Consider the following 26,495-nt stretch of genomic DNA (forward strand, 5'->3'; position numbering starts at 1 on the left):
TCGGTGCGCGGTAGGATGCCCCAGCATGTGGTCTAATTCCACTCAGAGTGACGAGGAGCCTTTTTTCTTGGGCGCGCTAGCTTTGGTCTCAAGCTCTTGGCCAAATATGTTGTTTGCTCCGTGGAGTGCAGAGCTATATCTTTGCATTGTTCAGGAAAACAAGATCCATCTGCAAAGTTTGCCCCGTGCGTAAATCAATAAAATTTGGCTGGAGAGCCCACAAGGTGAACCCGGAGCGTTCAATTCTATTGAGCATTCTCATCCAATGGGGCGCGCCAGCATAGAGGGGCGCTACTGATGCCTCACAAATGATCCCGGCGGCATGGCGAACAGTCTCTGGCCCGCCTTCTAGCACCTCCCACTCGAACCCCTGAGTGTCGATTTTAAGAAAGTAGTCAACGCCATGTTTAAGGTATTGTGGAGCGACATTGTCAAGCTTCGTTATTTGAGTCACTTCAGTGTCAGTGTAACTTGAGCCTTGCGACGCATCGCTGTGCAGCCTAAGCATTGGTAGAATAGAAGAGCTTTCCGAATTCCCGGAAATATTGATATCAATTTTTCCCTCACTGTTACCAATGGCTGTGCGGGGATGAACAGTCCAGCTGGGTACCTTTTTTGCATTTTGAATCAACATTCTGTGCGCGGAACTAAGAGGCTCGAAACTTACCACATCGCCTCTATATCCCGCAGAGAATAGTCCTTTCGCAAACTGTCCCGCATTTGCGCCAATATCGAGTACATGCTTAGCTCCCGCGCGCTCGATACTCTTGAGAATTTGGGTATTGATATCAGTTTTGGCGGAAATTAGATTAACTTTCATGCCGAATATGCGTAATATTCTGGCTATTGATTTTTCGAGCAAATTTGTAGCCTCTATAAAAGTATTTGCAATTGCAGCCTAGGCCCTATTGATTCCGAAGTGCTAGAGCAACCTTCTGTACACTTCTAATGTTTCCTCTGCGCATCTCTTCCAGGAGTAATTTTTTAAGCGTTCTTGACCCAAGCGAATCAGTTCAGCCCGACGATTAGAAGAAAACACTACGGTTTCAATTGCTGAGGCGAGTTGATTATAATCAGACGGGTCAAAAAACTCTGCGGCTTCCCCAAGGATCTCCGGCATTGAGCCCGCGCGACTACTCACTACTGGGCAATCATTGGCCATAGCCTCCAATGGCGGAATTCCAAATCCTTCGTAAAGTGAAGGGTAAACAAAAGCTGAGGCATGTCGATAAAAGTTTCTGAGACTTGAATCGTTGCCTATATGGTGCTGTACTTGACCACGCTTGAGTCCAAGTTTACCCATGAGTTCTTTCTCTTGATGGGTAAAGGGATGGCTGCCAAACGCCACGATATTCAGTTCATTTCTTAGAGTAGTTGATTGGGAAAATGACTCGATAAGGAGTTTAAAGTTTTTGTAGCCTTTACGCTTCCCGACATAAAGGATATATGGACGACTTGGTTGTTTATATGGTGAGCGCTCAACAGTTGGGTTGCAGATTTCTGGTGCATCAAAGCCGAGGTGTACGACAGATGTCTTGCTAAAAGGAACTGATGTGAGCTCCAAAAGATCTCTTCGTGAATTTTCGGAGACACAAATGATATGATCAGCTCGGTCTAGAGCTTCCATTTTAGTATGTGATGTGTGGTCGTTGGCCTTGAATTGGTGCGGCATTTTCTCGTGTATCATGTCATGAAGTGTCACTACACAGGGAACATTCTTAGGGGAAATATGTTGGGTTGCGTAGTAAGTCTCATGTATTATCTGAGGCTTCCATGCCGCCATTTTTGCTTTAGAGAAATTGAAGTTTATATAGCGGAAAAGCGGAAGTGTTCCACGTATTTTTAAAGGAATATGGACCCCGCTGAAGATCTCGGGGCGTATGTTTTTAAGGTGCTTGTTCAAATATATTGGTGCGAAAATCCTAACATCTTGTTGTTGTTCATTTAGTTCAGATGCGAGTCGGGTTATGTATCTTGATACTCCGCCATAGGTTTGAAGAGCAAATATTTGTGAGTCAAATGCGATACGCATCAGATGCAGCCAAGACAGTGGAAAGTCATTTTTTGTTGAGTTTCCTTGGGAGTTTCGATATGACGTTTACGCAAAGATTTCTTATAGCATCGAAATCTACAGAAAAATGAGTCTTTGAGCAAGTTAAGGTGGGATGGAGGCGCTCAATGCCCTTAGTAGCAAAGAATTCTAAAGAATTTGAGGTCCATCGCTGTCGGCTTTGTGGTGGAGAACTAGTGCTTAAATTCTCTAGTGAAGTTCTAGAGAGGTACTCAGTCAGTTACTTTTTGTGTCAGACGTGTCGGTCACTGCAGACAGAGCATCCTTTTTGGCTAGGAGAGGCTTATCAAATGTCGAGTTTGTCTCTGCTGGATACTGGAGTGGCGCAGCGTAATCTTCACAATCTTGCTATATGCTATTTTGTTGTGAAGCTGTTCTCCGTGCCGAATGTGTTGGATTTCGGTGGTGGGGACGGTTTTCTATGTCGAATGCTTCGAGATTATGAAGTCAATTGCTACCTAATGGATTCGCACGCTTGGCCCGTATACGCTCAAGGATTTATCGACTCTGGATGTGAAGTCATTAATATGATAACTGCGTTTGAGGTGGTTGAACACTTTTCTGATCCTGCGCGAGAGATGGATGAAATATTCAGCCGAGGTGCCAAGGTGGTTCTGTTGAGTACTTTGTTGTACGAAGGTCAAGGACCAGACTGGTGGTACCTCGCGCCCGAAACAGGTCAGCATGTTTTCTTCTACAGTGAAGAGGCGATGAAGTTGTTGGCTGCTCGGTATCAATACGACTTGGTGGCTGTTAATGGCTATTTGCTGTTCGTGCGTAAAGCCTCTTTGATTCGTAAAGGGTTGTTTAGGTTGTTCATGGTTCCCCTTGTTAGGCGTGGATTCAGGGCCCTGATGATGCTCCTTCCTGCGAGAGGGGTATGGCGTGACTATTCTACTCTCCAAGGTCGGTCGTCAGGACTTGGTATGCGCGACCAAGCTTGAACGTAATGGTGAAATATTTCGAAGTAGGGGCGTTTTTGTTCGAGTCGTTTTTTCGTCATTTCGAGAATTTTTCGGGTCTGATTTAACAATGTACGTGATAATTGCAGACTTCAATGGTTTCGAGCAGACTAGAATCTGTCTGCAGTCTTTGCGATACAGTCTTAAACAAGAATACTCAGTGGTACTGGTCGATCACGGAACTTCAGGCTTGACTGCTAGATGTGTGGCTAAAGAATTTCCGGAGGTTGAGCTCATCTCTGGCTCATCAGATCTTTGGTGGGCCGGGGCCACTAATCTTGGTGTTCGTCATGCTTTAGCAAAAGGCGCTGAGCGCATCATGCTATTGAACAATGATTGCTACGTCGATCCGAACACGCTATCTACTCTAGATGAATTGGCTGCCTCGCTCCCCGGTTCAGTTATTGCGCCGGTTCAGAGGGACTGGCGTACCGGCGAAATAACCAAGTCTGTTATTCGAAGTTTATTTTTACTGGGATTTCCAACCTTGGTGTTGCCTTGGAGGCGTCCAGAATCTACAGGTCCTGGATCGGTAGAGCGAGTCGGTCTGATAAGTGGAGGCCGAGGAGCAATTATTCCGGCCGCCGTGTTTAAAAAAGTGGGTTTCTTCGACGAGGAAACACTACCACATTATTACGCTGATCATGACTTTTTCCTGCGAGCCAACGACCTCGAGGTTCCCCTGTATTTGGCTTCCGGTGTTTCGGTTTACATTGATGACACGCGCACAAGTATTGCATTTAAGATGGATGATATGAGCGTTCGAGACTTTTTCAAGTCTTTATATAACATGCGGTCTCATAGAAACATCAACGCAATTCGGGTATTATTTCGTAAGCACTATCCAATTCCGGGTCTACACTGGGCAGGAATCATTTTATATTACCTCCGGTACTTTGTGGTTTACTGTTATAAGCGGAGCATCGCGGTTCTTGGGGTAGGCCGTAAGCGAACAGTGAAATTCAAGTAAAATTTTCGGAGGCGAGAACGCCTTGACTTCCAGGAATAAAAAAGTGATTACTTTTGGCACATTTGATGTGTTTCATGTTGGTCATCTGAAGATTTTGGAGAGAGCGAGATCTTTGGGGGGGCAACTGTTTGTCGGTGTATCCACCGATACCCTCAATCTATCCAAGAAAGGGCGTCCGCCCGTTTACAGACAGGAGGAGCGTTTAGAGATTATAGCTGCTCTACGCTGCGTAGATGGAGTGTTCCTTGAAGAATCCCTCGAACTCAAAGGCGAGTACATCAGGCAGTTCCGTGCAGACGTGCTGGTCATGGGTGACGACTGGCGCGGGCGCTTTGACGAGTTTAGTTCGCTCTGTGAAGTGGTGTATCTGCCGCGCACGCCAGCCATCTCCACTACTGAAGTCATTGAGAGGATCCGGTACTAATAATCATGGGGCTGCATCCCCCGTTAGTTCTGCAAGTCTTTCCAACTGTCGTTGCGCTGATCTGCCAGCGGTGAAGTCATCATAAAGCGCAGCGATTGTCTCTCGCTGCCGTGAAGCATAGTCCTCCTTGTAAGACTCCGGATCGAGTATGTATTCATTCAGCTTATTTCCGAGTTCCTCCAGGTTGTTAATGACACGCCCAAACCGGTAATCCGGCCCCAAAGAGAAGCCGTGCTTGAATGGGGCAGGCACATCCAGGAACAGGGTCGGTCTTTCCAGCACCAGGAAGTCGAAGGCGATGGAAGACCAATCGCAAATTAGAATATCAGTTGCCAACAAAAGGTCTTCGGTGTCCGGGTAGTCTTTCTGAGGGCAGTAGAGGTTATCGTCGGTATTCCCACCGCTGATGCTTGCATTGAGGTGGGCGCGAATTACCAGGCGTGCGCCTGCGGTCCGGCAGGTATCAGCTAGAGCTTTGGTAAACTCGGCCTGCGAGGCCCCAAAGGGAAATAGTTCCCTGCCAGCATCATCCTGGCGCCAGGTAGGGGCATAAAGCACCACTTTCTGGTCGTCGGCTATTCCAGCCCGGGCCCGAAACTGCGAAGCTGGCGTGGGACGTTGGAAAAGCCTGTCGGTACGAGCATAACCTAGGCAGTGTACTTTTCCGGGGGAGAACCCGAAGCGGTCAATATATAGGTTCTTGAGCATAGCTGAAGAAACCCATACTTCGTCGTAGCCGTGTTGGAGTTTGAAGTCCATCGGCGTAAACCCTTTGAAGGGTATACCGTGCCATACATCCACAAAGTAGATATTTGTGAGGTACGTCAGCGGCAGCATGGCGTGCAATCCATGGTCGGTGATCACTACTGAGCAGCTGCTGAGCTTGTACATGTCCCGCCAACGGAAACACGCGAGAGCGTGAATGTCGTCTTTTTGGAGTGCCTGATACTGGGTGGGGTCAAGTGTTAGATAGGCAAGTTCCAGGTGATCTGTCCCCCGTTGGCGCCACTCCTCGTATAGCGCTTTGAGATTACCGTTGAATTGGTGTCCGTAGAGTATTACCAGCGGCCTGGCGGGCCGGGCTGTAAACGGTCGAAGGCCTATCGCCAGTAGTGTAAACAGACCTTGGAGAACGATTAGTCGCCAGTGGCTCAACTTTGTTGGGTCAACCTTCATGCCTTTGTCCACAGATCAGGCGGCGAATCTCCTGATTGAAGCGAAACCAAGAAAACCGCTGCGCATGTTGGTGACACATGTGGAAAGTGTCGTCGATGTTCCAAAGATGTTGGGATACAGCCTCGCTCAGCAGGTCGTAACGGTCTACTTCAATCAGATTGCCGCCAGCAGGCCGCACAGCATCGCTGACCCCACCGACATCAAACGCGACCGTCGGTGCCCCCCGGGCCGCCGCCTCAATAACCACCATCCCGAATCCTTCCACATCTCCCGGCACCTCAATCAGTGGAAATACATGCACCGCCGCGCAGGCATAGGCGGTTTCGAGATCCCTGTCATCCACTTGACCCAGGAACATCACTTTGTCGCCCAAGCTGGCCTCCTCGATGGCTGCCAGCACCTCCGCTTTCTCCCCCTGTCGGTTTAGGCTGTCGCTCGCGTTGTCACCCACCACCACAAGTCCAGAATCCGGACAGGCCTGCAGAATATTGGTTAGGCTGTGGCGGATGAAGGGCGAAAGGCCTTTGCGGCGAGTGATCCGTCCTGCAAACAACATGTAGCGTTTGTAAGGTATCTGGTAGCGCTTTAGGAACTCTCGTTTCCGGTTGTCGTCTGGAAGTTCAGGTATATGAGTGCCCGGGTGGATGATGGTGACGCGGTCCTCCCGCACGCCTTTTTCGACGGCGAGACGCTTGGTGTTGCGGCTATTGGCCACCACCTGATCAGCGCGGCGCAGAGCGGGAATGAAAAGCCGCTGGTACAGCCAGTGGTCAACGATTATGTCCAGTCCATGCACCAGAACCAGAGTTCTGCACTGAAAAAGGGTTTTCAAAAGAAACAGCAGAGGCGCCATCAGTCCGCTGCCGCCAATCACCACATCAAAGCGCCCCTTGCGGACAATGCGCAGGGCAGCGAGAGTGGAGCCAAACAGGAACACTGCCAGCTTATTACTGCATTCATGGACCTCAACAGTTTCCGGCATATGGGCGCGGCATCCGTTGGGCCCAATAACGGTGACATCTGCATACTCTGCCACGCCCAGGACGAGGTTGTGCAGCAACCGCTCCATGCCGCCCACTAGGGGTGGCAGATTGCGGGTGATCACCAGTACCTTCAGTCTGGAGGTTTCACCAGTCGACGGTTGCGGGGTCTCGGGGGCCATACCGACGCTTCAGTTCCTGGCTTCTGCCAGGTGATACACCTGATACTGCCAGCGTAGGGGCCAGAACAGTAGCGCCACTGCTTGGGCCGCCCGGAGTGGGGCAGCGGCTTTCCCATTGGCGCCAATCCAGCTCAAGGACAGCACATGGGTGTCCTTCCAGCGCTTGCGCACGGCAAGGCCGGCTTCCCTGAACAGTGCGTCCCACTCATCCAGTGAGCGCACGACTTCCATTGCATCCACCTGGTACGTGCCGCGGTATAGCCCCAGCCTCCGGGTCAAGAAGTCCTTGTTGGGTACCAGAATTAAGAATTGTGCCCCCGGCTTCGCGACCCGGACCATTTCCCGCAGCGCCGAAACCGGGTCGAGGAAGTGTTCCAGCGAGCCGAGACAGGTCACTACATCAAATCGTGCGTCTTCGAAGGGCAGCTTTTCGGCTGGGCAGGCGTGGAATTCGCCCTGCGGCAACCTGACCTTGCACTCGTCGACTGCCGTGTCGGAAATATCGACCCCCGCGATGCTGTTGCCATGGGCTGCACAGGCATCGAGGAATTCGCCGGTGCCGCAGGCAACGTCCAGAACATCCTGGTTCGGCATGATTTGCAGTTGTTGGGCTAGGCGCCTGACGTGGCGTGAGGGTTCACGGGGGGTGCTGTTTGCCTGGTGGTAAATGGTGTCGTAGAACACCTTGATCTTGTGTTGCTGCTCGGGGTCGATCGTTTTCAATGCAGCATTCCTTGCGGGCGGTTAGCGATTGAGACCGACCTCAATTGCCTCGACGGTACTAAGCGATGCGATGGACGTTGGTTTGTTGCGCGCAATGGATTGCTGCACACGCCGCACAATCCCCTCTCTGTCCAGCCCGGCCAAGGCTATCTGCTCCCCCTGGCTCGCATGCTCCACAAAACTGTCCGGCAGCCCCAGGTGCAGGCAGCGTATCTCGACGTGGTGCTGGGCGAGCAGTTCGTGCACACCACTCCCAGCACCCCCCGCCACCGCATTATCCTCCACCGTCACCAACAGCTCATGCTCTTCCGCAAGGCGCAGTACCATCGCCTCATCCAGCGGCTTCACCCAGCGCATGTCCACCACCGTGGCATTCAGCGCCTCGCCTGCTTTCATGGCTTCAGCCAGCACCGTACCAAAAGCCAGGATCGCCACCCCCTCGCCACGGCGTACTTCCACCGCCTTGCCAATTTCCAGCTCGCTCATCTCCTCGGCGATCAGCGCACCAGGACCGGTGCCCCGGGGGTAGCGGATGGCCGCCGGGCCGGCGTGGCGGTAGCCGGTGTAGAGCATCTGCCGGCACTCGTTCTCGTCGGAGGGGGCACCGATCACCAGGTTGGGGATGCAGCGCAGGTAGCTGAGATCGAAAGCGCCGTGGTGGGTGGGGCCGTCCTGGCCGACCAGGCCGGCGCGGTCGATGGCGAAGGTGACATCCAGGTTCTGGATGGCCACGTCGTGGATCAGCTGATCGTAGGCGCGCTGCAGGAAGGTGGAGTAAATCGCCACCACTGGCTTGAGGCCGTCGCAGGCCATGCCGGCGGCCAGGGTGACGGCGTGCTGCTCGGCAATCGCCACGTCGTGGTAGCGCTCGGGGAAGCGTTTGGCGAAGTCCACCAGGCCGGAGCCTTCGCACATGGCGGGGGTGATGCCCACCAGCAGCGGGTCGCGCTCGGCCATGTCGCAGAGCCAGCGGCCGAAGACTTCCTGGTACTTGGGCTTTTTCACTGCCGGCGGGGTGGCCGGCTGGGGGCCGCGGGGCTTGGCCTCGATCTTGTTGATGGCGTGATAGCCCACCGGGTCGGCCTCGGCGGGGGCGAAGCCCTTGCCCTTCATGGTGCGGATATGCAGGAACTGGGGGCCTTCCAGATCCTTCATGTTTTCCAGGGTCTGCAGCAGCTGCGGCAGGTCGTGGCCATCCAGGGGGCCGATGTAGTGCCAGCCCAGCTCCTCGAACAGGGTGCCGGGGGCGACCATGCCCTTCATGTGCTCTTCGGTGCGCTTGGCCAGGTCCCAGGCGGGCTTGATGCGGCTGAGGATGCGTTTGGTGCCCTCGCGCAGGGAGATATAGGTCTTGCTGGCCCAGATCTTGGCGAAGTAGCTGGCCAGGCCGCCGACGTTGTGGCCGATGGACATCTGGTTGTCATTGAGAATCACCAGCATGTCCGGGCGCTCGTGGCCGGCGTGGGCCAGGGCCTCGATGGCCATGCCACCAGTGATGGCACCGTCGCCGATCACGGCCACCACTTTGCGGCCGAGGCCCCGCTGCCGGGCGGCCAGGGCCATGCCCATGGCGGCGGATATGCTGGTGGAGGAGTGGCCGACGCCGAAGGTGTCGTAGGGGCTCTCGCTGCGCTTGGGGAAGCCCGCCAATCCGCCGGCCTGGCGCATGCTGTGCATCTGCTGCATGCGCCCGGTGAGAATCTTGTGGGGGTAGGTCTGATGGCCCACGTCCCAGACAATGCGGTCGTCGGGGGTGTTGTAGATGGCGTGCAGGGCGATGGTCAGCTCTACCACGCCGAGCCCGGCCCCGAAATGCCCGCCGGTCTGTCCAACGGTGTAAAGCAGGAAGGCGCGCAGCTCCTGCGCCAGCTGCTCCAGTTCTGCCTCCGACAGTTCGCGCAGGGGGCGGCCCTGATCCACGGCGGTCAGTAGGGGGGTGTCGGGCAGGGTGACGGGGATCTCGGTCAACATGTGCGAATTCTAGCGCATTCATTGCGCATTCGCAGAACTCCCGGTGCTATTCACGGAACTTTCTGCGGGGGTGTGGGGTGTCTCACGGGCTTCCAGCGCCGCGCGCAGCAAGACCCCGAGGCGCAGGTAGCCCTGCCGGTTCAGGTATTGGCCGCCGGGCCGGAAGTAGCTGCCGTCGGGTTTGCCCTCGGCATCTTCGAGTACCGGAGCGGGATCGAGGTAGGTGACCCCGGGCTCCCCCGCGGCCCAGGCCGCCAGGAGGGTATTCGCCTGGGCGATTCGCCGGTGATCCTCCGGGTAGAACGGTGTCTTGACCGGGCCGATCAGGTAGAGCTGCCCGCTGGGTCGATGCTCCCGGTCGATCGCGGCAAACTGCTGCACGGCCTGCAGTAATTCAGTGGGCTCCTTGTCATCCCGTTGCTGGAATTCGCTGTTGCCCACCAGCAGGATCAGGCTCTCCGGTCGGTAGTAGCCAATCAGGTCGCTGTAGTGATAAATGAGGTCGTCGACGGTGGCGTCACCCAGGCCGCGCATCAGCACCGGCCGCGGGGCCAGCAGGCGATCCAGTCCGGCCCAGAGTTTGACCTGGCGGCCCCCGGCGACCAGGACAGGGTCCGCCGGCAGGCTGAGGGTCTGGGCTTCCCGAGTATAGGCGTCGACTTCCGCTTGCCACACCTCCGGCCCCGGGGCCTGGCGCCGGGCATGCTCGCTTCCCACCACCCACGCGAAGTGGGCGAGGGGCAGGAGCAGCAGCGCCAGGCAGATGTTGCGAATCAGGGGCCAGGACAGCATTGCGGATCTCTTTGGATGAGCGCTTTAGTGTCTGCGATTCCCGCGGCAATCGCAAACCGCTGGGTCATGGGTGCTTGCCAGCGGTTCGAGGTGCGGTTGCCGATCGGAGTTGTGTCAGGCGGGTGTGATGGGCTTCCCCATCCGGGGTAGTCGGCATCGCCAATCCGCCGCGGCCGTTGTAGCATCCGTGGATGGTCTATCAGCGACACATTCCAGCGCGGGAACTCCTGTCCGCCCAGCTCGAGCTGCTGCTGCAGCATAGCCGCGTGGCGACGGTGGGGGCCAACCTGCTGGGTCTACTGGCCATGGTGCTGCTGTTCTGGCAGTTCCTGCCTGTCGCCGCTCTGTTGGCCTGGGCCGTGGGCGTTCTCGCACTCGTCGTGCTGCGTGCCGGTTACAACCAGCGGGCCCTGCAGTTTGGCGAGTACCACCAGCGGCCCGGTCGGGTCTATGCGCGGCTTCTGCTGGGGGCGCTGGCAACCGGTCTGGCATGGTCCACTGCCTTTATCGTCGCGGCGAGCTTCGCGCCGCCGGCACTGCTGTACATCTTTCTGCTGTGCATTCTGCTGGTGAATCTGGTGGCCATGGGCATGACCATGGCCCTGCGCGAGTATTTCCTGGTGCAGCTTTACGCCGCCCTGCTGCCGATAGGCTGGTGGTGCCTGCTGCACTACTGGGAGGCACCCTGGCACTTGCTGATTGGCCTGTTCACCCTGGGCCTCTGCGGACTGCTGCTGTTTGCCAGTGATCGGGTCTACCTGGCGGTGCGGGGCATGATCTCCGCGACCTGGGAGCGTGCCACCATGGCTCAGGAGCTGTCGGACCTGAGCGATTCCCTGCGCGATCGCAACCGCCAGCTGGCCGAGGCGCGCAAGCAGCTGGTGGACCTGGCCAATGTCGATGAGCTGACGGGCCTGGGTAACCGCCGCCTGGTCAATCGCGTGCTGCAGGAGGAGATCAATCGGGCGCGGCGCAATGGTGGGTATCTTGCGGTGGTGATGCTGGATGTCGACTACTTCAAGCCCTATAACGATACCTACGGGCACGATGCCGGTGACAAGGTCTTGCAACAGCTGGCGGAGATCATGCGCAGTACCGTCGCACGGGCCGGTGAGCTGGCGGGCCGCTACGGGGGCGAGGAGTTCATTCTGGTGTTACCGGGGGCCGACGCGGCGGCTGCCCGTCGCACGGCCGAGCGCCTGCGCGAGCGTATCGATCAGTCGCGTATTCCACACGGCGCCTCACCGGTGGCGCCCTGCATCACGGTCAGCCAGGGTGTCGCCTCGGTGAAGCCGACCAACGCGACCACCCCGCAGAACCTGGTCAAGGCCGCCGACCTGGCGCTGTATCGAGCCAAGGCGCGGGGGCGGGATTGCGTGGAAGTGGCAACGAGCTAGAGCGCGCTCTGCCGGGCCAGCGGCTGGCGCTTGAATGGCCGTGGCGGTCCGGTGGTGTCGTCGGCTTATTGCGGCGTTTCCTTGAAACGGTGGATCTGGCGGCGCTGCTTCTTGGTGGGCTTGGTCGCCGGTCGCTCGATCATGCCGCCGGCGGCCTTGCGGGCGGCAGCCTCGGACTCCCGCCGGGCAAGACTGTCCGGGGTTTCTGTGTAGAGCTGCTGCGCTTCCGGGGCGCCGCGGCGCTGGTCGGAGAGAGCGTCTACCACCACCACCTTGAGGTCCCAGCCCTGGCGGATCTGCAGCCGGTCGCCCACGCTGATCTCCTTGGAAACCTTGACCCGCTGGTCGTTGACCTGGATCTTGCCGCCCTCGATGGCGGCCTTGGCCAGGCTGCGGGTCTTGAAGAAGCGCGCCGCCCACAGCCACTTGTCGATACGCAGTTTGCTCAATTCACTCACCGGCGGCCTCCGTGCGGGGCAGGTCCAGTTGCTCGGGCATGATTTCGTCGAAGTGGTGGATGCCCGGGAAGCGGGTATCCAGGCGTTTCTGCAGCTGGCTGTCCGGCTGCAGCAGCGTCAGCAGGTGGGCGATGCCGTAGTTGTGGGCGGACTCCAGGACGCTCTCGGTGTCGTCGATCAACAGGGTCCGTGCGGGGTCGAAGGGGTGCAGGGCCTGCAGGCGTTGCCAGAACTGTGGATCCTCCTTGGGGAAGTCCAGGTCGTGGGAGACCACTAGGCGGTCAAACCAGGGGGTGATGTCGACCTGGGTCATTTTCAGGTCGAGGGTCTTGCGGTGGGCATTGGTGACCAGCACCACCTCGCGGTGACTGGCGTGCAGGCGCTGCAGGAACTCCAGGGCGAAGGGGCGCAGGCGGATCATGTGCCGCAGTTCCTGCTTGAGGGCCGGAATATCCATGTCGAGCTGTTCGGACCAGTAGTCCAGGGAGTACCAGTTGAGAGTGCCGCGCTGGGAGTGGATACGTGCCTGGAGTGTCGCGGAGGCATCGTTCGGGCTGAGCCCCTGGCGCTCGCCCCAGACCCGGGGCAGGTGGTCGAGCCAGAAATAGTTGTCGAAATGCAGGTCGAGCAGCGTGCCGTCCATGTCCAGCAGCACGGTGTCGATGGCGTTCCAGTCGAGCATCGCGGGGCCCTCGGAGCGTTGCATGGGCCGCGCATTATGCCGGGTTTTGTGGCTCGCTGCAGTGCTACAATATCGGCTCCATCCTGCCGGGAAAGGCCGTGCCTGAGCTGAACGATCTGACAGACCCCCTGTTGCGCCTGTGTTTCGACGCCGGGGAGATGATCTGCAGCCACTACCACGCCCCCGGTGACGCCGGTCTTCAGTCCAAGAGCGATGACTCGCCGCTGACCCAGGCCGACCTGGATTCCCATGTCCACCTTTGCCAGGGCCTGAAGCAGCTCACCCCCGAGTGGCCCATGCTGTCGGAGGAGTCATCGCCGGCGCGCAAGGCCCAGCGCCGCAACTGGCCCTGCTACTGGCTGGTGGACCCCCTGGATGGCACCAAGGAGTTTGTCGCCGGCACCGGGGAGTTCACCATCAACATTGCCCTGGTGCGCGACCATGTGCCGGTGCTTGGCTTGCTCTACGTGCCGCTGCAACGCCGGGCCTATCTGGGCATCCCGGGGCAGGGTGCCTGGTGTTTTCACAGCGTGGATGGGCAAAGCTGGTCGCGGGACATCCTGGCAGCCCGGCCGCTGAACACGGAAGCGCCGCTGGTGGTGCTGGCGAGTCGCCGCCACCGCAACCCGCGGTTGCGGGAGTGCCTGGCCTGGCTGGAAGACCGCTGGCAGGCCCCATTGGAGCGGGACAATAGCGGCAGTGCCTTGAAGTTCTGCCAGATCGCCGAGGGCCGCGGCGATTTCTATCCGCGTTTTTCCCCCTGCTGCGAATGGGACGTGGCCGCCGGCCAGGCCCTGCTCGAGGCTTGCGGCGGTGCCGTGCTGGGGCTGGATGGCAAACCGCTGCGCTACAACGCCCGCGACAGCCTGATGAGCCCGCATTTCTATGCCCTGGGCGACGCCGGTCATCCCCTGTGGCAGGAACTGCTGGCGCACTTTTACACCGGCAGCGGGAAGGAGTAGAGTGCGGTGCATGTAATCGCTTACCAGGGTAACCCTGCCTGACCATGAACGAGCCGCCGCAATCGTCATTCGGCCCCCCGGGATCCGACGCCGCCAACGAGGATATCCCACCGGCGATGCGTCTGGCTCTGCTCAGTGAACGCCACCGTGCGCTGGACGAGCGCATCGCGGAACTCTACGCTTACCCCTACAAGAACCAGATCCTGCTGCAACGCATGAAGAAGGAGAAGCTGCGCCTGAAGGACGCCATTGCGCGTCTCAAGGACGAGCTGATTCCCGACCTCAACGCCTAGCGGGCATGTCTGTCATCCCGGCGCGCCGCGTGGCCCTTTGCGGGCTGACTCTCTCGGTGCGCCCGGGTCACCAACACGGGAGTTTTACCATGTCTTTGATGAATGCCACGCGCAATGCCTTGCCCGCCCTGCTCGCCGCTGCCTGCCTGGCTGTGGCGCCGGCCCAGGCCGACAATCACGCCGGGGAGGATGCCCCCTCGTTTACGACCGCGCCGTTGAAGGGGCCGCTGCACCTGCTGCAGGGCAAAGGCGGCAATATCGTCGCCTCGGTCGGGGGTGATGGCGTGTTGCTGATCGACGCTGACTACACCGACATGGCGCCGGCCTACGCCCGCGCCGTGCGCGAACTGTCCGCCAGCACCGATACGCCGCGGTTTCTGTTGAATACCCACTGGCACCTGGACCATACCGGTGGCAATGCCCTGTGGGGTGAGCAGGGCACGGTGGTCATGGCCCACGACAACGTGCGTGCGCGCATGGCCAGCGGCGGGCGCATTGCCGCCCTGGGTGTGGAACAGGGGGCGAGCCCGGCGGAGGCCCTGCCAGTGGTCACCTACGGCGATTCGGCGGCGCTGCATTTCAACGGCGATACGCTGGAGCTGCAGCACTACCCCAATGGTCATACCGACGGTGACAGTGTGGTGTACTTTGCCGCGGAAAACGTGGTGCACATGGGCGACCTGTTCTTCAAGGACCGCTTCCCCTTCGTGGACATGAGCTCTGGCGGCACGGTAGACGGCTACATTGCCGGGGTGCAGGCGGTGCTGGCGCGGATTGACGATGACACCGTGGTCGTCCCGGGGCATGGCGATGTGGCCGACAAGGCCGACCTGCAGCGCTTCGCGGATATGCTGGTGGCGACACGCGACCACGTGCGCGGTCGCCTGGCCGCGGGCGCCAGTGTGGAGGATGTGGTGGCGGAAGGCCTCGGCGAGAAGTGGGCCGACTGGGCCAACCCGAACTTCATCACCGAGGAGCGCTGGATCGGTTTTCTCGCCGCGGAGTGAGCCCCTTGGCCCTCAGGCGGCCCGGGCGGGAACCTGCAGTGGCTGCTGCAGGGCCGACAGTGGCTGCGCCTCCCGGTCACACAGGTAGTGGGGCCGCGGGGGCAGGTCGCTGAAGGGCGCCTCCACCGCATTCTCCACGCTGTTGTAGACATACATCAGGATGCTGCGCGGGTCCGCGGAGATATTGTCCGGGGAACCGTGCAGCAGGTTGCAGTCGTGGAACACCAGCGTGCCGGCGCGACCGGACACGGTGTGAATGGGCTGCTCCTGCAACATGTCCTTGAGGGTTTCGCTGCGCGGCACCCCCAGTGTCTGGCGCCGCAGTGACGTGCGGTAGTTCTCGCGCCCGGTGGTGCCGGCACAGGAAACGTAGTGCTTGTGCGAGCCGGGGATGACATAGAGCGGCCCGTTGTGGGGGCTGTTGTCGGTCAGCATGATCCAGGCGGTCACCGCGCGCATCCGCGGCATGCCATCCTCGACGTGCCAGGTCTCGAAGTCGGAGTGCCAGGGAAAGGACTTGCCCTTGAAGGCCGGCTTGATGTTGATGCGGGACTGCATGGTCGTCGCCGCGGAGCCGAGAATCTGCTGCACCGGTGTCAGGATGCGCGGGTCGCGCATGACCTGCTGCAGCAGGTCGCTCCAGGCGTGCACCTTGAACAGGGTGCGCGGCTCGTCGCTGTCGGGTTCGGTATACAGTGCCTCATCGCCGCGCATGCGCCGGCTCAAGGTGTGGAATTCCTCGCGGATGGGCTCCAGCAGGTCGCTGAACAGGTCGGGGAGGACCAGGTAGCCCTCGCGTTCAAATTGCAGCAGCTGCTCGCCGCTGAGTGCGCCGGGCGTGCCGGCCTGGGGACCGCCGTAGACCACCGGGTCCTGGCGGGGATGGATGGCCTCCTGGCCACCGGTTCTGGACGGGTAGGGGTCGTGTCTTCGGACCATGGGTAGCATCCTCCTGACAATGACAGTAGTGCGTGCGTTCTCCAGTGGTGTTTGTCTCGGGTCGGCACCCGGCGGGTGCCGGACCGTAATGTGTTGCGTAGCTGCCCTTATGCGCCTTGGGCACAAGGGTCTCGCGAAGTCACTGTGAGGGCGCGCTGCCGGGATTTCAAGGCCTGGGGTCAGACGCTGCCCCGGTGGCGCAGCGCCCAGAGCAGGGATACGCCGAGGCCCGCCAGGCACAGGTCGATCAGCGCCACCAGGCCGTCCAGCGGTGTGGCCAGCCCCCGGCTCTGCAGTACCCAGACGATGTGGCCAAGGCAGACGACTCCGGTGGCAAACAGGCTGAAACGGGAGCGGCCCACCAGGCCCAGCGCCAGCAGCAGGTAAACACCGCCCCAGAGGGCTTCCAGCAGCAGGTCTTCACGGAAATGCTGCAGCCACAACTGGGCGATCTGCCACAGCCCGATGGCCGTCACCAGGGCGGCAGCCAGGTGGCGGAGTTGATGAATCTGGCGCTCGTGCATGAAGTTTCCGCGGTTATTCTGGTGGCACTGTAGCACAGCGCGATACCGGTTCAGACCTTCCTGCTCAGCGGGCGCGCCCGGTTGATACGGCGGTCTTCAGGCTTGTGCGCCGAGTGCCCGCGCGACCCGGGAGGCGCTGGCTCGCCCCAGGCGGGCGGAAATGCGATTACCCGCTGCCGCCACGGCCTTCAGGTCGATGCCGGTGTGGATGCCCAGGCCATGGAGCAGGTAAAGCACATCCTCGGTGGCGACATTGCCGCTGGCGCCGGGGGCATAGGGGCAGCCCCCGAGGCCCGCCACCGAGGCGTCGACGGTGGCGATGCCGTGCTGCAGGGCCACCAGGATGTTGGCCAGGGCCTGGCCGTAGGTGTCGTGGCAGTGCACCGCCAGTTGCCGTGGCCGGAACTCCGCCAGCAGCCTGTCCAGCAGCCGCGTCATGCTGCCGGCGGTGCCGGTGCCGATGGTATCGCCGAGGGAGACCTCATAGCAGCCCATGTCCAGCAGCTCGCGAACCACCCCGGCCACTGCGGCGGGCGCAATCTCGCCCTCGTAGGGGCAGCCGAGTACGCAGGACACGTAGCCGCGCACCGGCAGGCCCGCCGAGCGAGCCGCTTCCATGACCGGCGTGAAGCGCAGCAGGCTGTCGGCGATGCCGCAGTTGATGTTCTTGCGGGAGAAGCTTTCGGAGGCGGCCGCGAACACCGCGACTTCGTCGGCGTCCGCCGCCAGGGCGCGCTCGAAACCCTTCAGGTTGGGGGTCAGGGCGGTATAGCGCGCGCCGGCGCGCCGTTGCAGGCCGGCGAAGACGGCCTCGCTGTCAGCCATCTGCGGGACCCATCGGGGATTGACGAAGCTGCCCGCCTCAATCACCGGCAGCCCGGCCGCCGCCAGTTCGTGGATCAGTCGGAGCTTGTCCGCCAGGGCGACCGGCTCCGCTTCGTTCTGCAGGCCGTCCCGCGGGCCGACCTCGACCAGGGTGACCTGTTCGGGAAGCGTGTTCCCGGTCGCTGTTGTCGTCGGGTCAGGCATGCGCGCTCTCCCGGTTTTCCTCGCCCGCGGGGGTGAACTGCAGCAGCTCGGCCCCGCCGGAGACCAGGTCCCCCGCCCGGAAGAAAAACTGCTCGACGCTGCCGTCGGCGGGTGCGCGCAGGGTGTGCTCCATTTTCATCGCTTCCATGATCAGCAGGGGACTGCCCGCCGTTACCGGCGCGCCAACGTCGGCAACCAGGGCGACAATCGTGCCGTTCATGGGAGCCAGCAAGCCACCGGCGCTCGCATCGTGCCCCCCTTCGCCGGTATCCGGCTGCCATTCACGGAAATGACAGGCGCCCTCGGCAAAATACAGGGTATGGCCGTCCTGGGTCCGCGCCAGGGTGGCCCGCTGGCGGTGGCCGTCGCGGTCGAGGGTCAGTGTCTCGCCGCTCAGGCGCGCCTGCAGGGCCTCGCTGGCAACCACGTCGCCTCCGTCCGCGGCTCCCTGCCGTTGATCAGCTCGCTCGTCGTCGGTAGTCACCGCGCTCACTCGGGCGGACACCATGTAGTGATCCTTGCCCCGAGCTTCGACTACCGCCTCGAAGTCCTGCTGGTGACAGTGCAGGCGCAACCGGTGGCGGTGGGGCTCGTTCAGGCGCCAGGCACTGGCGCTGTCCCAGGGGGACCAGGGATCGCCGGGCTGGCGGCTGCCCCGCGCGGTCTGCTGGCGCTGAAGCAGCAGGGCCAGCGCGGCTGCGGGGAGGTCGCGGGCGAGATCGATGTCCTGCTCGCGGAAGATCAGCTCGCGGTGGCGCTCGATAAAGCCGGTATCCAGCTCGGCGTTCCGGAAGGGCGCGGTGGTGACCAGGTTGTAGAGGAAATCGAGGTTGGTCACCGTGCCGCCGATGCGGTAGTCCACCAGGGCCCGGGCCAGGCGCTGCAGAGCGCGCCCGCGGTCCTCGTCCCAGACCACCAGCTTGGCGATCATCGGGTCGTAGTAGACGCTGATCTCGTCGCCCTCGCGGACGCCCGTATCCACCCGCACATGGCGACTCTCTTCCGGCGGGCGCAGGTGGGCCAGGGTGCCGGTGGCGGGGAGGAAATCGTTGTCCGGATCCTCCGCGTAGATGCGCGCCTCGAAGGCGTGCCCGTGGAGAGTGATGGCATCCTGTTTCAGGGGCAGGGGCTCGCCAGCGGCGACACGCAGCTGCCATTCCACCAGGTCCTGGCCGGTGATCATCTCGGTCACCGGGTGTTCCACCTGCAGGCGGGTGTTCATCTCCATGAAATAGAAGCTGCCGTCCTCGTCCAGCAGGAACTCCACCGTGCCGGCACCCACGTAGTCGATGGCCCGGGCCGCCTGCACCGCGGTTTCCCCCATGGCCGAGCGCAACTCGGCGGTCATGCCGGGTGCCGGCGCCTCTTCGATCACTTTCTGGTGGCGGCGCTGCAGCGAGCAGTCGCGCTCTGCCAGGTAGACCCCCTCACCGTGACTGTCGCAGAACACCTGCACTTCCACATGCCGGGGCCGCGTCAGGTACTTCTCCACCAGCATGCGCTCGTCGCCGAAACTGGCGCTAGCCTCGCGTTGGGCGGCCGCCAGGGCCTCGTCGAACTCCTGCGCCGACCACACCTGGCGCATGCCCTTGCCGCCACCACCGGCCGTGGCCTTGAGCAGGACCGGGTAGCCCATCTCGTCGGCACTGGCCTTTAGCCGGGCCGGATCCTGATCGTCGCCGTGGTAGCCGGGTACCAGGGGCACGCCCGCCCGCTCCATGATCGCCTTGGCTGCCGATTTCGAGCCCATCGCCTCGATGGCGGCAGGTGGCGGGCCCACAAACACCACCCCGGCCTCGGCACAGGCGCGGGCAAAGTCGGCATTCTCCGAGAGAAAGCCATAGCCGGGGTGGATCGCCTGGGCCCCGCTGCGTCGCGCCGCCTCGATGATATTCGCGATGACCAGGTAGGACTCCCGGGCCGGCGCGGGGCCCACATGTACCGCTTCGTCGGCCAGCTGCACATGCAGGGCATGGCGGTCGGCGTCGGAATACACCGCCACCGTGGCGATACCCAGCCGTCGCGCCGTACGGATGACGCGGCAGGCGATCTCGCCGCGGTTGGCAATCAACAGCTTCGTGAACATGGCTCCGTCCTCAGTCACCGACCCATTTGGGTGAGCGTTTTTCCAGGAAGGCCTTGAGCCCCTCCTGGCCTTCCTCGGAGACGCGGATATGCGCGATGCGGGCGCAGGTGTCCTCCACCAGCTCCGAGCTGATCGGCACCCCGGCGACCGCGCCGATCAGGTCTTTGGCCGCCGCCACTGCGACGGGACCGGACTGCAGGAGTGCCGCCACCAGCTCCTCCACGGCCTGATCCAGCGCATCCGCGGCCACCACCTCGTGCACCAACCCCATGGCCTGCGCCCGCTGGGCGTCAAAGCGCTCCCCAGTGAGAAACCAGCGCCGCGCCTGGCGTTCACCGATGGCGCGTATCACATAGGGACTGATCGTCGCCGGCACCATGCCGATGCGCACCTCCGAGAGGGAAAATACGGCGCCGCTCTCCGCCACCGCCATATCGCAGCCGCTGACCAATCCCACTGCACCGCCAAAGGCAGCACCCTGCACCCGGGCGATGCTTGGCTTGGGCATGTCGTACAGCGCGCGCAACATGCCCGCCAGGCCCTCGGCGTCGCGCAGGTTGTGACCGTAATCGTAGTGCGCCATGCGCTGCATGTAGCCGAGGTCAGCGCCGGCGGAGAAATGCTTGCCGGTGGAGGCAAGCACCACCACCCGCACCGCGTCGTCTGCCCCCAGACCCTCGAAGGCCTCGCGCAGCTGGCGGATGATCGTGTCGTCGAAGGCATTGCGTTTGTCGGGGTTGTTCAGCGTCACGGTCGCCACACCCCGGGCGTCGATTGTCGTGCTTACCGTCTTGTCGCTCATCGTTGGCTCCGGTCCAGTGGTGCTTCTTCCTCGTTCAGAGAGAGTGGTTTGCGGGTGTGAGAACCCTGGCTGGACACGCTGTTAATACGTCCATGTACGCTCGTCGCCGGCCGTCCATGGCCGGCGACGGTCCAGCCAGGGTTCTCACACCCGCAAACCACATCGACCCGCGCACTTCGTTGCTGGCTGACTCGGCAGCAAACTGAGCGCAATGTCAGAAAAGGTGACGCCTGCGAAGTGAAGGAGAACTCGACCGGCCGCTGTGGCTGTGGCCCATCGGCTGAAGTCCCGTTAACGTTGTCCCGAAATTGGCTCGGGCGATAATTTACTGCCGTTGCTGACTCAGGCGTTCCTCTGCGCGTGGCATTGGCACTGAGGTGAGGGCCGGGAGACTGCTGGGGCTTTCCGGGAACCTCGCCGGCCATGGACGGCCGGCGAGGAGCGTACAGGGATGTACTTGCAGCGTTTCCCGGAAAGCCCCAGCAGTCTCTCGGCCCGGCTTTAGGCCTACATCCTAAATACACCAAACCGCGTCTCCTCAATCGGTGCATTCATCGTCGCCGACAGGCACAGCCCCAGCACCATGCGCGTATCCGCCGGATCGATTACGCCGTCGTCCCACAGGCGCGCCGAGGCGTAGTAGGGGTGCCCCTGGCGCTCGTACTGTTCCAGGGTCGGGCGCTTGAAGGCGGCTTCCTCCTCCGGCGTCATCGACTTGCCCTCCCGGGCCAGCTGGTCCTGCTTGACCGTGGCCAGTACGCCGGCGGCCTGTTCGCCGCCCATCACCGAGATGCGCGCGTTGGGCCACATGAACAGGAAGCGCGGCTCGTAGGCGCGGCCGCACATGGCGTAGTTGCCGGCGCCGAAGGAGCCGCCGATGATCACGGTGAACTTGGGCACATTGGCGCAGGCCACGGCGTGGACCATCTTGGCGCCGTGGCGGGCGATACCGCCGGCCTCGTACTGCTTGCCGACCATGAAGCCGGTGATGTTCTGCAGGAAGACCAGGGGAATGCCGCGCTGGGCGCAGAGTTCGATGAAGTGGGCGCCCTTGACTGCGGATTCGCTGAACAGGATACCGTTGTTGGCGACGATGCCCACCGGGTAACCGTGCAGGCGGGCGAAGCCGCAGACCAGGGTTTCGCCGTAGAGGGCCTTGAACTCGTCGAATTCGGAGCCGTCGACCAGGCGCATGATCACTTCGCGTACGTCCAGAGGTTGTCGCGTGTCCTTCGGGATGACGCCGTAGAGCTCGCCGGGGTCGTAGAGCGGCTCGACCGGCTCGCGCAAGTCGAGTTGTGCCGGCTTCTTCCGGTTCAGGCGGGCTACCGCGCGACGCACCAGCTCCAGGGCGTGGTGGTCGTTGTTGGCGTAGTGGTCGGTGACCCCGGAGGTGCGACAGTGCACGTCGGCGCCCCCCAGCTCCTCGGCGGTGACCACTTCGCCGGTGGCGGCCTTTACCAGGGGCGGGCCGCCGAGGAAGATGCTGCCCTGGTTCTTGACGATGATCGACTCGTCGGCCATGGCAGGGAGGTAGGCGCCGCCCGCCGTGCAGGAGCCGAGCACGGCGGCGATTTGCGGGATGCCCTGGGCGGACATGCGCGCCTGGTTGTAGAAGGCGTGGCCGAAGTGTTCGCGGTCGGGGAAGACTTCGTCCTGCAGGGGCAGGTAGGCGCCCCCGGAATCCACCAGGTAGATGCAGGGCAAGCGGTTCTCTTCGGCGATAGTCTGGGCGCGGCCCTGCTTCTTGATGGTCAGCGGATAATAGGTGCCGCCCTTCACCGTGGCATCGTTGACGAAGATCATGCACTCCTGCCCGGCGATACGCCCGATGCCGGTAATGATGCCGGCGCCGGGTACCTCGTCTTCATACACCTGGTAGGCGGCGAGCTGCGACAGTTCCAGGAAGGGGGAGTCCGGGTCCAGCACGGCGGCCAGTCGCTCCCGGGGCAACAGTTTGCCGCGTGCCGTGTGGCGCTGCTGTGCCTTGGCGCCGCCGCCCTCGCGAAGGCGGGCGCTGAGCCGCTGCAGGTCCGCCACCTGCGCCTGCAGGTGCTCGCGGTTGGCCTGGAAGGTCTCGTCACTGGGGTTGAGGCGGGTCTGCAGCACGCTCATGAAGGGCTCCCGGGTCAGGCGGTCTGGTTGAACAGTTCGCGGCCGATCAGCATGCGGCGGATCTCCGAGGTCCCGGCGCCGATCTCGTAGAGCTTGGCGTCGCGCAGCAAGCGGCCGGTGTTGGCTTCGTTGGTGTAGCCGAAGCCGCCCAGGGCCTGAATGGCCTGCAGGGCCATCTGGGTGGCCTTTTCCGCGGTGTAGAGAATCACCGCGGCGCAGTCCTTGCGGGTCTCTTCGCCGCGGTCGCAGGCGGCGGCGACCGCGTAGAGATAGGCGCGGCAGGCGGAGAGGTCGGCGTACATGTCGGCCAGCTTGCCCTGCATCAGCTGGAACTGGCCGATCGGCTGGCCGAACTGCTCGCGGGTGTGCAGGTAGGGCAGGACTTCGTCGAGGCAGGCCTGCATGATGCCCACCGGGCCGCCGGCCAGCACGGTACGTTCGTAGTCAAGGCCCGACATCAACACCTGCACGCCCTGGCCTTCGCCGCGCAGGATGTTCTCCGCCGGCACCGGGGTATTGTCGAAGACCAGCTCGCAGGTGTTGGAGCCGCGCATGCCCAGCTTGTCCAGCTTGGGCGAGCGGGAAAAGCCCGGGAAATCCCGTTCGACGATAAAGGCGGTGATGCCCTTCGAGCCGGCCGCGGGATCGGTTTTGGCGTAGATGATGTAGACATCGGCGTCGGGGCCATTGGTGATCCACATCTTGTTGCCGGTGAGGTACCAGGTGTCGCCGTCCCGCCGGGCCTGCAGTTTCATGCTCACCACGTCCGAGCCGGCGTTGGGTTCGGACATCGCCAGGGCGCCGACGTGTTCACCGCTGCACAGCTTGGGCAGGTACCTGCGCTTCTGCGCCTCGCTGCCGTTCTTGCGGATCTGGTTCAGGCAGAGGTTGGACATGGCGCCGTAGGACAGGCCCACCGAGGCCGAGGCGCGGCTGATCTCTTCCATGACGATGGCGTGGGCCAGGTAACCCATGTTGGAGCCACCGTATTCCTCTTCCACGGTGATGCCCAGCAGGCCCATGTCGCCGAAGGTGCGCCACAGGTCGTTGGGGAAGGCATTGTCGCGGTCGATCTGCGCGGCACGCGGGGCAATTTCCCGCTGGCACATCTGCCGCACCGCATCCCGCAGCATCTCCAGCTCCTCGCCGAGGCCGAAGTTCAGAGAGGGGTAGCCATTGCTCATGCTGGTTTCTCCAGTGCCTGTTGGCAGAGCGCCCGGACTTCATCCAGCCCGCTCAGCATGTCGTCGATGTCCTGTCTCTTTTGTAGCAGATGCGCGCGCTTTTCGCCGATTCGCTCCAGCAGGGCGTGCAGCTGATCGCTGTTGTTACTGCCGGGCTGGTACATGTCGATCACCTCGACCGACTCGTCGAGGGTCATGCCGATACGCTTGCCGCGCAGGATCAGCTTGAGGCGTACCCGGTCGGCGGGGCTGTAGAGCCGCTGCTGCCCGCGGCGACGGGGGCTGATCAGGCCCTTCTCCTCATAGAAGCGAATGGTGCGGTGGGTGATGTCGAATTCCCGCGCCAGGTCGGCAATGCTGTAGGTGGTGTCGGGCATGGTCTGCGCTTGGTCAAGGTTTCCCGGTACTATAGACCCAAATTACGTTTACGTAAACGTAATGCCATGTGGGGAAAAACAGCGGCGCATCGGCCGCTGTGCAGGTCGCCTCCCGGCTTATTCCCCGGCGGGTTTTGCCGGGGCGGGGCCCGGTTTGGGCAAGAGCGGTTTGCGTACCAGCGGCCAGAACAGCTCTTCCGCCCAGTGCAGTCTCGTGGAGATGGGCAGGCCATAGTTCTCCTGGCGCCGGTTGGGGATCTTGGCGGTGCCAAAGATCACATCGAAGAGGAAGAGGGTCACCGCGTAGTTGCCGTTGGGGTGTGCGCCGCGCCCGTAGGCATGGTGAGCGTGATGGGTGTCCGGCAGGGTGATGGTGCGCTCGATCAGCCACCAGGCCGGCTGCAGGAAGGCGGGTGTGCGCTCCCGCAGCCAGAGGTCCCAGCGAAAGCTGCTGTGGGTGGCGAGGTTGACAAAGAACGTGATCAGTATGGCGGTGAAGTAGGCCGTCGACTGCCCGAAGTAGACGGCGAAGGCGCCCATCCAGGTCTGGGGCAGCAGGAAGACCCAGAAAAAGTTGTAGCGGTAGACGACTGCGACATTCAGGTCCTGGGCGCTGTGGTGGGTGCGGTGAATCTTCCACAGCCAGCGCGCCTGGTGGGAGGCCCGATGCAGCCAGTAGTGCGCCATTTCCTCTGTCACAAAGATGACCGGGAAGGCCAGCCAGAAGGGCACGAAAGCCAGGCTGTTCGCACCGTGTGGCCACAGCTGGACCACCAGCCAGCCGGTCAGGCTGCCGATGGCGGCGCCGGCGAGGACCAGGTTCGAGAACATGCCAAAGAGCATGAAGCCAAAGTCCCGGCGGGGCCGGGGCGAGCGGCGCAGGCGCCCGCCAATCAGTTCGATCAGCCACAGCGCCAGGAACGAGAACAGGACGATCAGGCCAATAGATTCCATGTCGGTCATTATTATTGCTCCGGGGAGGTGGGCCGTGTCGGCGCCGTGAGGGCAGCGACCGAGCAGACGATAAAATCCTCGATGCGCCAGTTCAGCGCCTCGGGGGTGGCTTCCAGGGTGCCGGCGCGGATCCGGCTGTCCCACTCCGCCACGCAATGGACGATCTGGTTTCCCAATCGTTGCAGGCGCTCCTGGCACACCGTGGCTGGCAGCTGCTGGTGCAACCGGGCCTCGACCTGTTCGCCGATGCGCAGCAGGGTGTGGTCCCGGCGGCGGTTTTCCAGAAAGACCTGTTGCCAGTGATCGCGGGTCAGCAGTTGGGAAAGCAGATTGAGGAAGTGGTGCTGCCCCGCGGGGGCCAGCAGCTCTGCCGCCATCGGGCGCACCATCAGGCCCACGAGGTCTTCCAGGCTGGGCGCTGCGGGTGCTGCCAGCAGTGCCGCAAACAGCTCCTTGCGCTGCTGGCTGATGGGGGCGGAGCGGTGCTCGATCAGGGCTTCCACCAGGCCCTCGTAGGAACCGAAGTTGTAGTTTACCGCCGAGTGATTTTTGTGCCCGGCCAGGCGGGCTACCTCCCGGCTGGACACGCCATCGATGCCCTTCTCGGCAATCAGCTGCTCGGCAGCCTCCATCAGTGCGATGGCGCCGGCTCCGGGTGGGTCCTTGAGGGTCTCTTGCATACAGCCAGATTAAGACGATCGACTTAATAAGTCAAATGTCCTAATCTGGCCGCGATGTCAGGGCGGGATGTCTCAGGGCGTCGACCTGTTGTGCTGCAGCTGCGCTTCCAGCCTGTCCTTCATTGGTACGACCCAGTTCTGCTTGAGTTCGGGAGACAGCAGGCCGGCGTCCTCCAGCTCGTCGCAGAGCTTCATCTGGTGGGCCAGATCAAACAGGTCGAACTGGTGGCAGATCTTTGCCTCGTCATTGAGGGTGATGAAGGAGATGCCCGGGGTCTCGAAGTGGCTGCCGTCGGAGCGTTTGCCCGGGCCGCGGTTCATCCAGTGGGTGACCAGCCGGCTGTCGCTGCCGGTGTAGACGCCCAGGTAGGGGAAGGTCCAGCCCTCCCAGCCGACCTGCATGTCGCGACCGTAGTGGGTGGCTTTGATTTCCTCGCTGCCGTTCGCTGTCACGGTGATGACGCCGGCGTATTCGCAGGTGTACACGCAGTCCGTGGCGTAGAGTTCATCCACGAAAAAGGTCCATTCGTTGTCGCGGCTGGCTTGGGCGTGGGCCTTGATCAGCTTGTCGGCGGCTGCGCGCAGGGCGGTGTCGTCGAGTCCGGGCATGGGGGGCTCCTGGTACTTTTGCTTATAAGGATTGGGATGGCACGATGGCGCCAGGCTCGAGTGTAGCGCCCGCCGCGAGCGCGGGACCACCTCCCGCCGAATGAATTCACCGCTGGGTGCTGTGACCTCCGCAGCAGTCTGCTTTG

27 protein-coding genes are annotated in these 26,495 nt (G+C 61.7%); 7 read left to right on the plus strand and 20 right to left on the minus strand.

The genetic code is table 11. The annotated features are described in order from the left end of the window. Positions 1-133: 133 nt before the first annotated feature. Both ACYVGS_RS09885 and ACYVGS_RS09890 read right to left on the minus strand, forming a co-directional pair. Positions 134-820, minus strand: coding sequence for a class I SAM-dependent methyltransferase (locus ACYVGS_RS09885; protein WP_460588522.1), 687 nt, complete (start codon positions 818-820; stop codon positions 134-136). A gap of 102 nt (positions 821-922) precedes the next feature. After that, positions 923-2,032: a glycosyltransferase family 4 protein gene (locus ACYVGS_RS09890; RefSeq protein WP_460588523.1), complete on the minus strand. Its 1,110-nt coding sequence runs from the start codon at positions 2,030-2,032 to the stop codon at positions 923-925. Between the two features lie 329 nt (positions 2,033-2,361). On the opposite strand from ACYVGS_RS09890, the gene ACYVGS_RS09895 reads away from it, so the two are divergent. From ACYVGS_RS09895 to ACYVGS_RS09905, 3 genes are all read left to right on the plus strand, one after another. Then, a complete protein-coding gene (locus tag ACYVGS_RS09895; RefSeq protein ID WP_460588524.1) occupies positions 2,362-3,015 on the plus strand; it encodes a class I SAM-dependent methyltransferase in 654 nt (217 codons plus the stop codon). Between the two features lie 88 nt (positions 3,016-3,103). Continuing rightward, positions 3,104-4,003: a glycosyltransferase family 2 protein gene (locus ACYVGS_RS09900; protein ID WP_460588658.1), complete on the plus strand. Its 900-nt coding sequence runs from the start codon at positions 3,104-3,106 to the stop codon at positions 4,001-4,003. A 22-nt stretch (positions 4,004-4,025) separates the two neighbouring features. Next, positions 4,026-4,427 carry an adenylyltransferase/cytidyltransferase family protein gene (locus ACYVGS_RS09905; RefSeq protein ID WP_460588525.1) on the plus strand — a complete coding sequence of 134 codons (402 nt, stop codon included), beginning with the start codon at positions 4,026-4,028 and terminating at the stop codon, positions 4,425-4,427. Between the two features lie 3 nt (positions 4,428-4,430). On the opposite strand, the gene ACYVGS_RS09910 is transcribed toward ACYVGS_RS09905, so the two are convergent. Genes ACYVGS_RS09910 through ACYVGS_RS09930 form a run of 5 tightly spaced genes read right to left on the minus strand, consistent with a single transcriptional unit; the run spans position 4,431 to position 10,251 of the window. Then, entirely contained in the window at positions 4,431-5,603 is a 1,173-nt protein-coding gene (locus ACYVGS_RS09910; RefSeq protein ID WP_460588526.1) for a CDP-glycerol glycerophosphotransferase family protein, read from the minus strand. After that, positions 5,593-6,765, minus strand: a complete 1,173-nt coding sequence (locus ACYVGS_RS09915) for a glycosyltransferase family 4 protein (protein ID WP_460588527.1) — start codon at positions 6,763-6,765, stop codon at positions 5,593-5,595. Before ACYVGS_RS09915 ends, ACYVGS_RS09910 begins: the two co-directional genes overlap by 11 nt. A 9-nt stretch (positions 6,766-6,774) precedes the next feature. Then, positions 6,775-7,488: a class I SAM-dependent methyltransferase gene (locus ACYVGS_RS09920; protein WP_460588528.1), complete on the minus strand. Its 714-nt coding sequence runs from the start codon at positions 7,486-7,488 to the stop codon at positions 6,775-6,777. Between the two features lie 21 nt (positions 7,489-7,509). Next, on the minus strand, positions 7,510-9,459 hold the full coding sequence (dxs, locus tag ACYVGS_RS09925) for a 1-deoxy-D-xylulose-5-phosphate synthase (protein ID WP_460588529.1): 1,950 nt from the start codon (positions 9,457-9,459) through the stop codon (positions 7,510-7,512). An 18-nt stretch (positions 9,460-9,477) separates the two neighbouring features. Next, a complete protein-coding gene (locus ACYVGS_RS09930) occupies positions 9,478-10,251 on the minus strand; it encodes an SGNH/GDSL hydrolase family protein (protein ID WP_460588530.1) in 774 nt (257 codons plus the stop codon). 191 nt (positions 10,252-10,442) lie between these two features. Here ACYVGS_RS09930 and ACYVGS_RS09935 point away from each other — a divergent pair, with 191 nt between their 5' ends. After that, on the plus strand, positions 10,443-11,648 hold the full coding sequence (locus ACYVGS_RS09935) for a GGDEF domain-containing protein (RefSeq protein ID WP_460588531.1): 1,206 nt from the start codon (positions 10,443-10,445) through the stop codon (positions 11,646-11,648). A 65-nt stretch (positions 11,649-11,713) separates the two neighbouring features. Here ACYVGS_RS09935 and ACYVGS_RS09940 read toward each other — a convergent pair whose 3' ends face one another. Both ACYVGS_RS09940 and yrfG read right to left on the minus strand, forming a co-directional pair. Next, the gene (locus ACYVGS_RS09940; protein ID WP_460588659.1) at positions 11,714-12,097 is read right to left on the minus strand and encodes an RNA-binding S4 domain-containing protein; all 384 of its coding nucleotides are present in this window, start codon (positions 12,095-12,097) and stop codon (positions 11,714-11,716) included. Position 12,098: 1 nt separating this feature from the next. Further along, positions 12,099-12,788 carry a GMP/IMP nucleotidase gene (gene yrfG, locus ACYVGS_RS09945; RefSeq protein WP_460588660.1) on the minus strand — a complete coding sequence of 230 codons (690 nt, stop codon included), beginning with the start codon at positions 12,786-12,788 and terminating at the stop codon, positions 12,099-12,101. 98 nt (positions 12,789-12,886) lie between these two features. On the opposite strand from yrfG, the gene cysQ reads away from it, so the two are divergent. From cysQ to ACYVGS_RS09960, 3 genes are all read left to right on the plus strand, one after another. Continuing rightward, positions 12,887-13,750, plus strand: coding sequence for a 3'(2'),5'-bisphosphate nucleotidase CysQ family protein (gene cysQ, locus ACYVGS_RS09950; RefSeq protein WP_460588532.1), 864 nt, complete (start codon positions 12,887-12,889; stop codon positions 13,748-13,750). A 44-nt stretch (positions 13,751-13,794) separates the two neighbouring features. Continuing rightward, positions 13,795-14,043: a YdcH family protein gene (locus ACYVGS_RS09955; RefSeq protein ID WP_460588533.1), complete on the plus strand. Its 249-nt coding sequence runs from the start codon at positions 13,795-13,797 to the stop codon at positions 14,041-14,043. Between the two features lie 89 nt (positions 14,044-14,132). Beyond that, positions 14,133-15,050: an MBL fold metallo-hydrolase gene (locus ACYVGS_RS09960; protein WP_460588534.1), complete on the plus strand. Its 918-nt coding sequence runs from the start codon at positions 14,133-14,135 to the stop codon at positions 15,048-15,050. A 12-nt stretch (positions 15,051-15,062) separates the two neighbouring features. Here the strand turns inward: ACYVGS_RS09960 and ACYVGS_RS09965 are convergent, their stop codons facing one another. The 11 genes from ACYVGS_RS09965 to ACYVGS_RS10015 form a co-directional block, all read right to left on the minus strand. After that, complete coding sequence (locus tag ACYVGS_RS09965) at positions 15,063-15,989, minus strand: 2OG-Fe(II) oxygenase family protein (protein WP_460588535.1); 927 nt, start codon at positions 15,987-15,989, stop codon at positions 15,063-15,065. Positions 15,990-16,168: 179 nt separating this feature from the next. Then, positions 16,169-16,513 (minus strand): hypothetical protein, encoded by a 345-nt coding sequence (locus tag ACYVGS_RS09970; RefSeq protein ID WP_460588536.1) that lies wholly within the window; start codon positions 16,511-16,513, stop codon positions 16,169-16,171. A 96-nt stretch (positions 16,514-16,609) separates the two neighbouring features. Beyond that, on the minus strand, positions 16,610-17,542 hold the full coding sequence (locus ACYVGS_RS09975; RefSeq protein ID WP_460588537.1) for a hydroxymethylglutaryl-CoA lyase: 933 nt from the start codon (positions 17,540-17,542) through the stop codon (positions 16,610-16,612). Next, complete coding sequence (locus ACYVGS_RS09980; protein WP_460588538.1) at positions 17,535-19,628, minus strand: acetyl/propionyl/methylcrotonyl-CoA carboxylase subunit alpha; 2,094 nt, start codon at positions 19,626-19,628, stop codon at positions 17,535-17,537. The genes ACYVGS_RS09975 and ACYVGS_RS09980 overlap by 8 nt, the downstream gene beginning before the upstream one ends. Positions 19,629-19,638: 10 nt before the next feature. Further along, positions 19,639-20,430, minus strand: coding sequence for an enoyl-CoA hydratase/isomerase family protein (locus ACYVGS_RS09985; protein WP_460588539.1), 792 nt, complete (start codon positions 20,428-20,430; stop codon positions 19,639-19,641). A gap of 507 nt (positions 20,431-20,937) precedes the next feature. Continuing rightward, on the minus strand, positions 20,938-22,545 hold the full coding sequence (locus ACYVGS_RS09990) for a carboxyl transferase domain-containing protein (protein ID WP_460588540.1): 1,608 nt from the start codon (positions 22,543-22,545) through the stop codon (positions 20,938-20,940). Between the two features lie 14 nt (positions 22,546-22,559). After that, on the minus strand, positions 22,560-23,729 hold the full coding sequence (locus ACYVGS_RS09995; protein WP_460588541.1) for an isovaleryl-CoA dehydrogenase: 1,170 nt from the start codon (positions 23,727-23,729) through the stop codon (positions 22,560-22,562). Continuing rightward, the gene (locus ACYVGS_RS10000) at positions 23,726-24,106 is read right to left on the minus strand and encodes a MerR family transcriptional regulator (RefSeq protein ID WP_460588542.1); all 381 of its coding nucleotides are present in this window, start codon (positions 24,104-24,106) and stop codon (positions 23,726-23,728) included. Before ACYVGS_RS10000 ends, ACYVGS_RS09995 begins: the two co-directional genes overlap by 4 nt. 117 nt (positions 24,107-24,223) lie before the next feature. Then, the gene (locus tag ACYVGS_RS10005) at positions 24,224-25,069 is read right to left on the minus strand and encodes a sterol desaturase family protein (protein WP_460588543.1); all 846 of its coding nucleotides are present in this window, start codon (positions 25,067-25,069) and stop codon (positions 24,224-24,226) included. A 2-nt stretch (positions 25,070-25,071) separates the two neighbouring features. Continuing rightward, positions 25,072-25,740, minus strand: coding sequence for a TetR/AcrR family transcriptional regulator (locus ACYVGS_RS10010; RefSeq protein WP_460588544.1), 669 nt, complete (start codon positions 25,738-25,740; stop codon positions 25,072-25,074). A gap of 72 nt (positions 25,741-25,812) precedes the next feature. Then, positions 25,813-26,349, minus strand: a complete 537-nt coding sequence (locus tag ACYVGS_RS10015) for a nuclear transport factor 2 family protein (protein WP_460588546.1) — start codon at positions 26,347-26,349, stop codon at positions 25,813-25,815. Positions 26,350-26,495 lie beyond the last annotated feature (146 nt).

It is taken from the genome of Haliea atlantica, from assembly GCF_054779855.1.

What these genes read in the sequence shown, in the direction of transcription:
- ACYVGS_RS09885 (WP_460588522.1), bottom strand. Translation starts at nt 820, where the DNA reads ATGAAAGTTAATCTAATTTCCGCCAAAACTGATATCAATACCCAAATT.
- ACYVGS_RS09890 (WP_460588523.1), bottom strand. Translation starts at nt 2,032, where the DNA reads ATGCGTATCGCATTTGACTCACAAATATTTGCTCTTCAAACCTATGGC.
- ACYVGS_RS09895 (WP_460588524.1), top strand. Translation starts at nt 2,362, where the DNA reads ATGTCGAGTTTGTCTCTGCTGGATACTGGAGTGGCGCAGCGTAATCTT.
- ACYVGS_RS09900 (WP_460588658.1), top strand. Translation starts at nt 3,104, where the DNA reads ATGTACGTGATAATTGCAGACTTCAATGGTTTCGAGCAGACTAGAATC.
- ACYVGS_RS09910 (WP_460588526.1), bottom strand. Translation starts at nt 5,603, where the DNA reads ATGAAGGTTGACCCAACAAAGTTGAGCCACTGGCGACTAATCGTTCTC.
- ACYVGS_RS09915 (WP_460588527.1), bottom strand. Translation starts at nt 6,765, where the DNA reads ATGGCCCCCGAGACCCCGCAACCGTCGACTGGTGAAACCTCCAGACTG.
- dxs (WP_460588529.1), bottom strand. Translation starts at nt 9,459, where the DNA reads ATGTTGACCGAGATCCCCGTCACCCTGCCCGACACCCCCCTACTGACC.
- ACYVGS_RS09930 (WP_460588530.1), bottom strand. Translation starts at nt 10,251, where the DNA reads ATGCTGTCCTGGCCCCTGATTCGCAACATCTGCCTGGCGCTGCTGCTC.
- ACYVGS_RS09935 (WP_460588531.1), top strand. Translation starts at nt 10,443, where the DNA reads ATGGTCTATCAGCGACACATTCCAGCGCGGGAACTCCTGTCCGCCCAG.
- yrfG (WP_460588660.1), bottom strand. Translation starts at nt 12,788, where the DNA reads ATGCTCGACTGGAACGCCATCGACACCGTGCTGCTGGACATGGACGGC.
- ACYVGS_RS09955 (WP_460588533.1), top strand. Translation starts at nt 13,795, where the DNA reads ATGAACGAGCCGCCGCAATCGTCATTCGGCCCCCCGGGATCCGACGCC.
- ACYVGS_RS09960 (WP_460588534.1), top strand. Translation starts at nt 14,133, where the DNA reads ATGTCTTTGATGAATGCCACGCGCAATGCCTTGCCCGCCCTGCTCGCC.
- ACYVGS_RS09965 (WP_460588535.1), bottom strand. Translation starts at nt 15,989, where the DNA reads ATGGTCCGAAGACACGACCCCTACCCGTCCAGAACCGGTGGCCAGGAG.
- ACYVGS_RS09970 (WP_460588536.1), bottom strand. Translation starts at nt 16,513, where the DNA reads ATGCACGAGCGCCAGATTCATCAACTCCGCCACCTGGCTGCCGCCCTG.
- ACYVGS_RS09975 (WP_460588537.1), bottom strand. Translation starts at nt 17,542, where the DNA reads ATGCCTGACCCGACGACAACAGCGACCGGGAACACGCTTCCCGAACAG.
- ACYVGS_RS09980 (WP_460588538.1), bottom strand. Translation starts at nt 19,628, where the DNA reads ATGTTCACGAAGCTGTTGATTGCCAACCGCGGCGAGATCGCCTGCCGC.
- ACYVGS_RS09985 (WP_460588539.1), bottom strand. Translation starts at nt 20,430, where the DNA reads ATGAGCGACAAGACGGTAAGCACGACAATCGACGCCCGGGGTGTGGCG.
- ACYVGS_RS09990 (WP_460588540.1), bottom strand. Translation starts at nt 22,545, where the DNA reads ATGAGCGTGCTGCAGACCCGCCTCAACCCCAGTGACGAGACCTTCCAG.
- ACYVGS_RS09995 (WP_460588541.1), bottom strand. Translation starts at nt 23,729, where the DNA reads ATGAGCAATGGCTACCCCTCTCTGAACTTCGGCCTCGGCGAGGAGCTG.
- ACYVGS_RS10000 (WP_460588542.1), bottom strand. Translation starts at nt 24,106, where the DNA reads ATGCCCGACACCACCTACAGCATTGCCGACCTGGCGCGGGAATTCGAC.
- ACYVGS_RS10005 (WP_460588543.1), bottom strand. Translation starts at nt 25,069, where the DNA reads ATGACCGACATGGAATCTATTGGCCTGATCGTCCTGTTCTCGTTCCTG.
- ACYVGS_RS10010 (WP_460588544.1), bottom strand. Translation starts at nt 25,740, where the DNA reads ATGCAAGAGACCCTCAAGGACCCACCCGGAGCCGGCGCCATCGCACTG.
- ACYVGS_RS10015 (WP_460588546.1), bottom strand. Translation starts at nt 26,349, where the DNA reads ATGCCCGGACTCGACGACACCGCCCTGCGCGCAGCCGCCGACAAGCTG.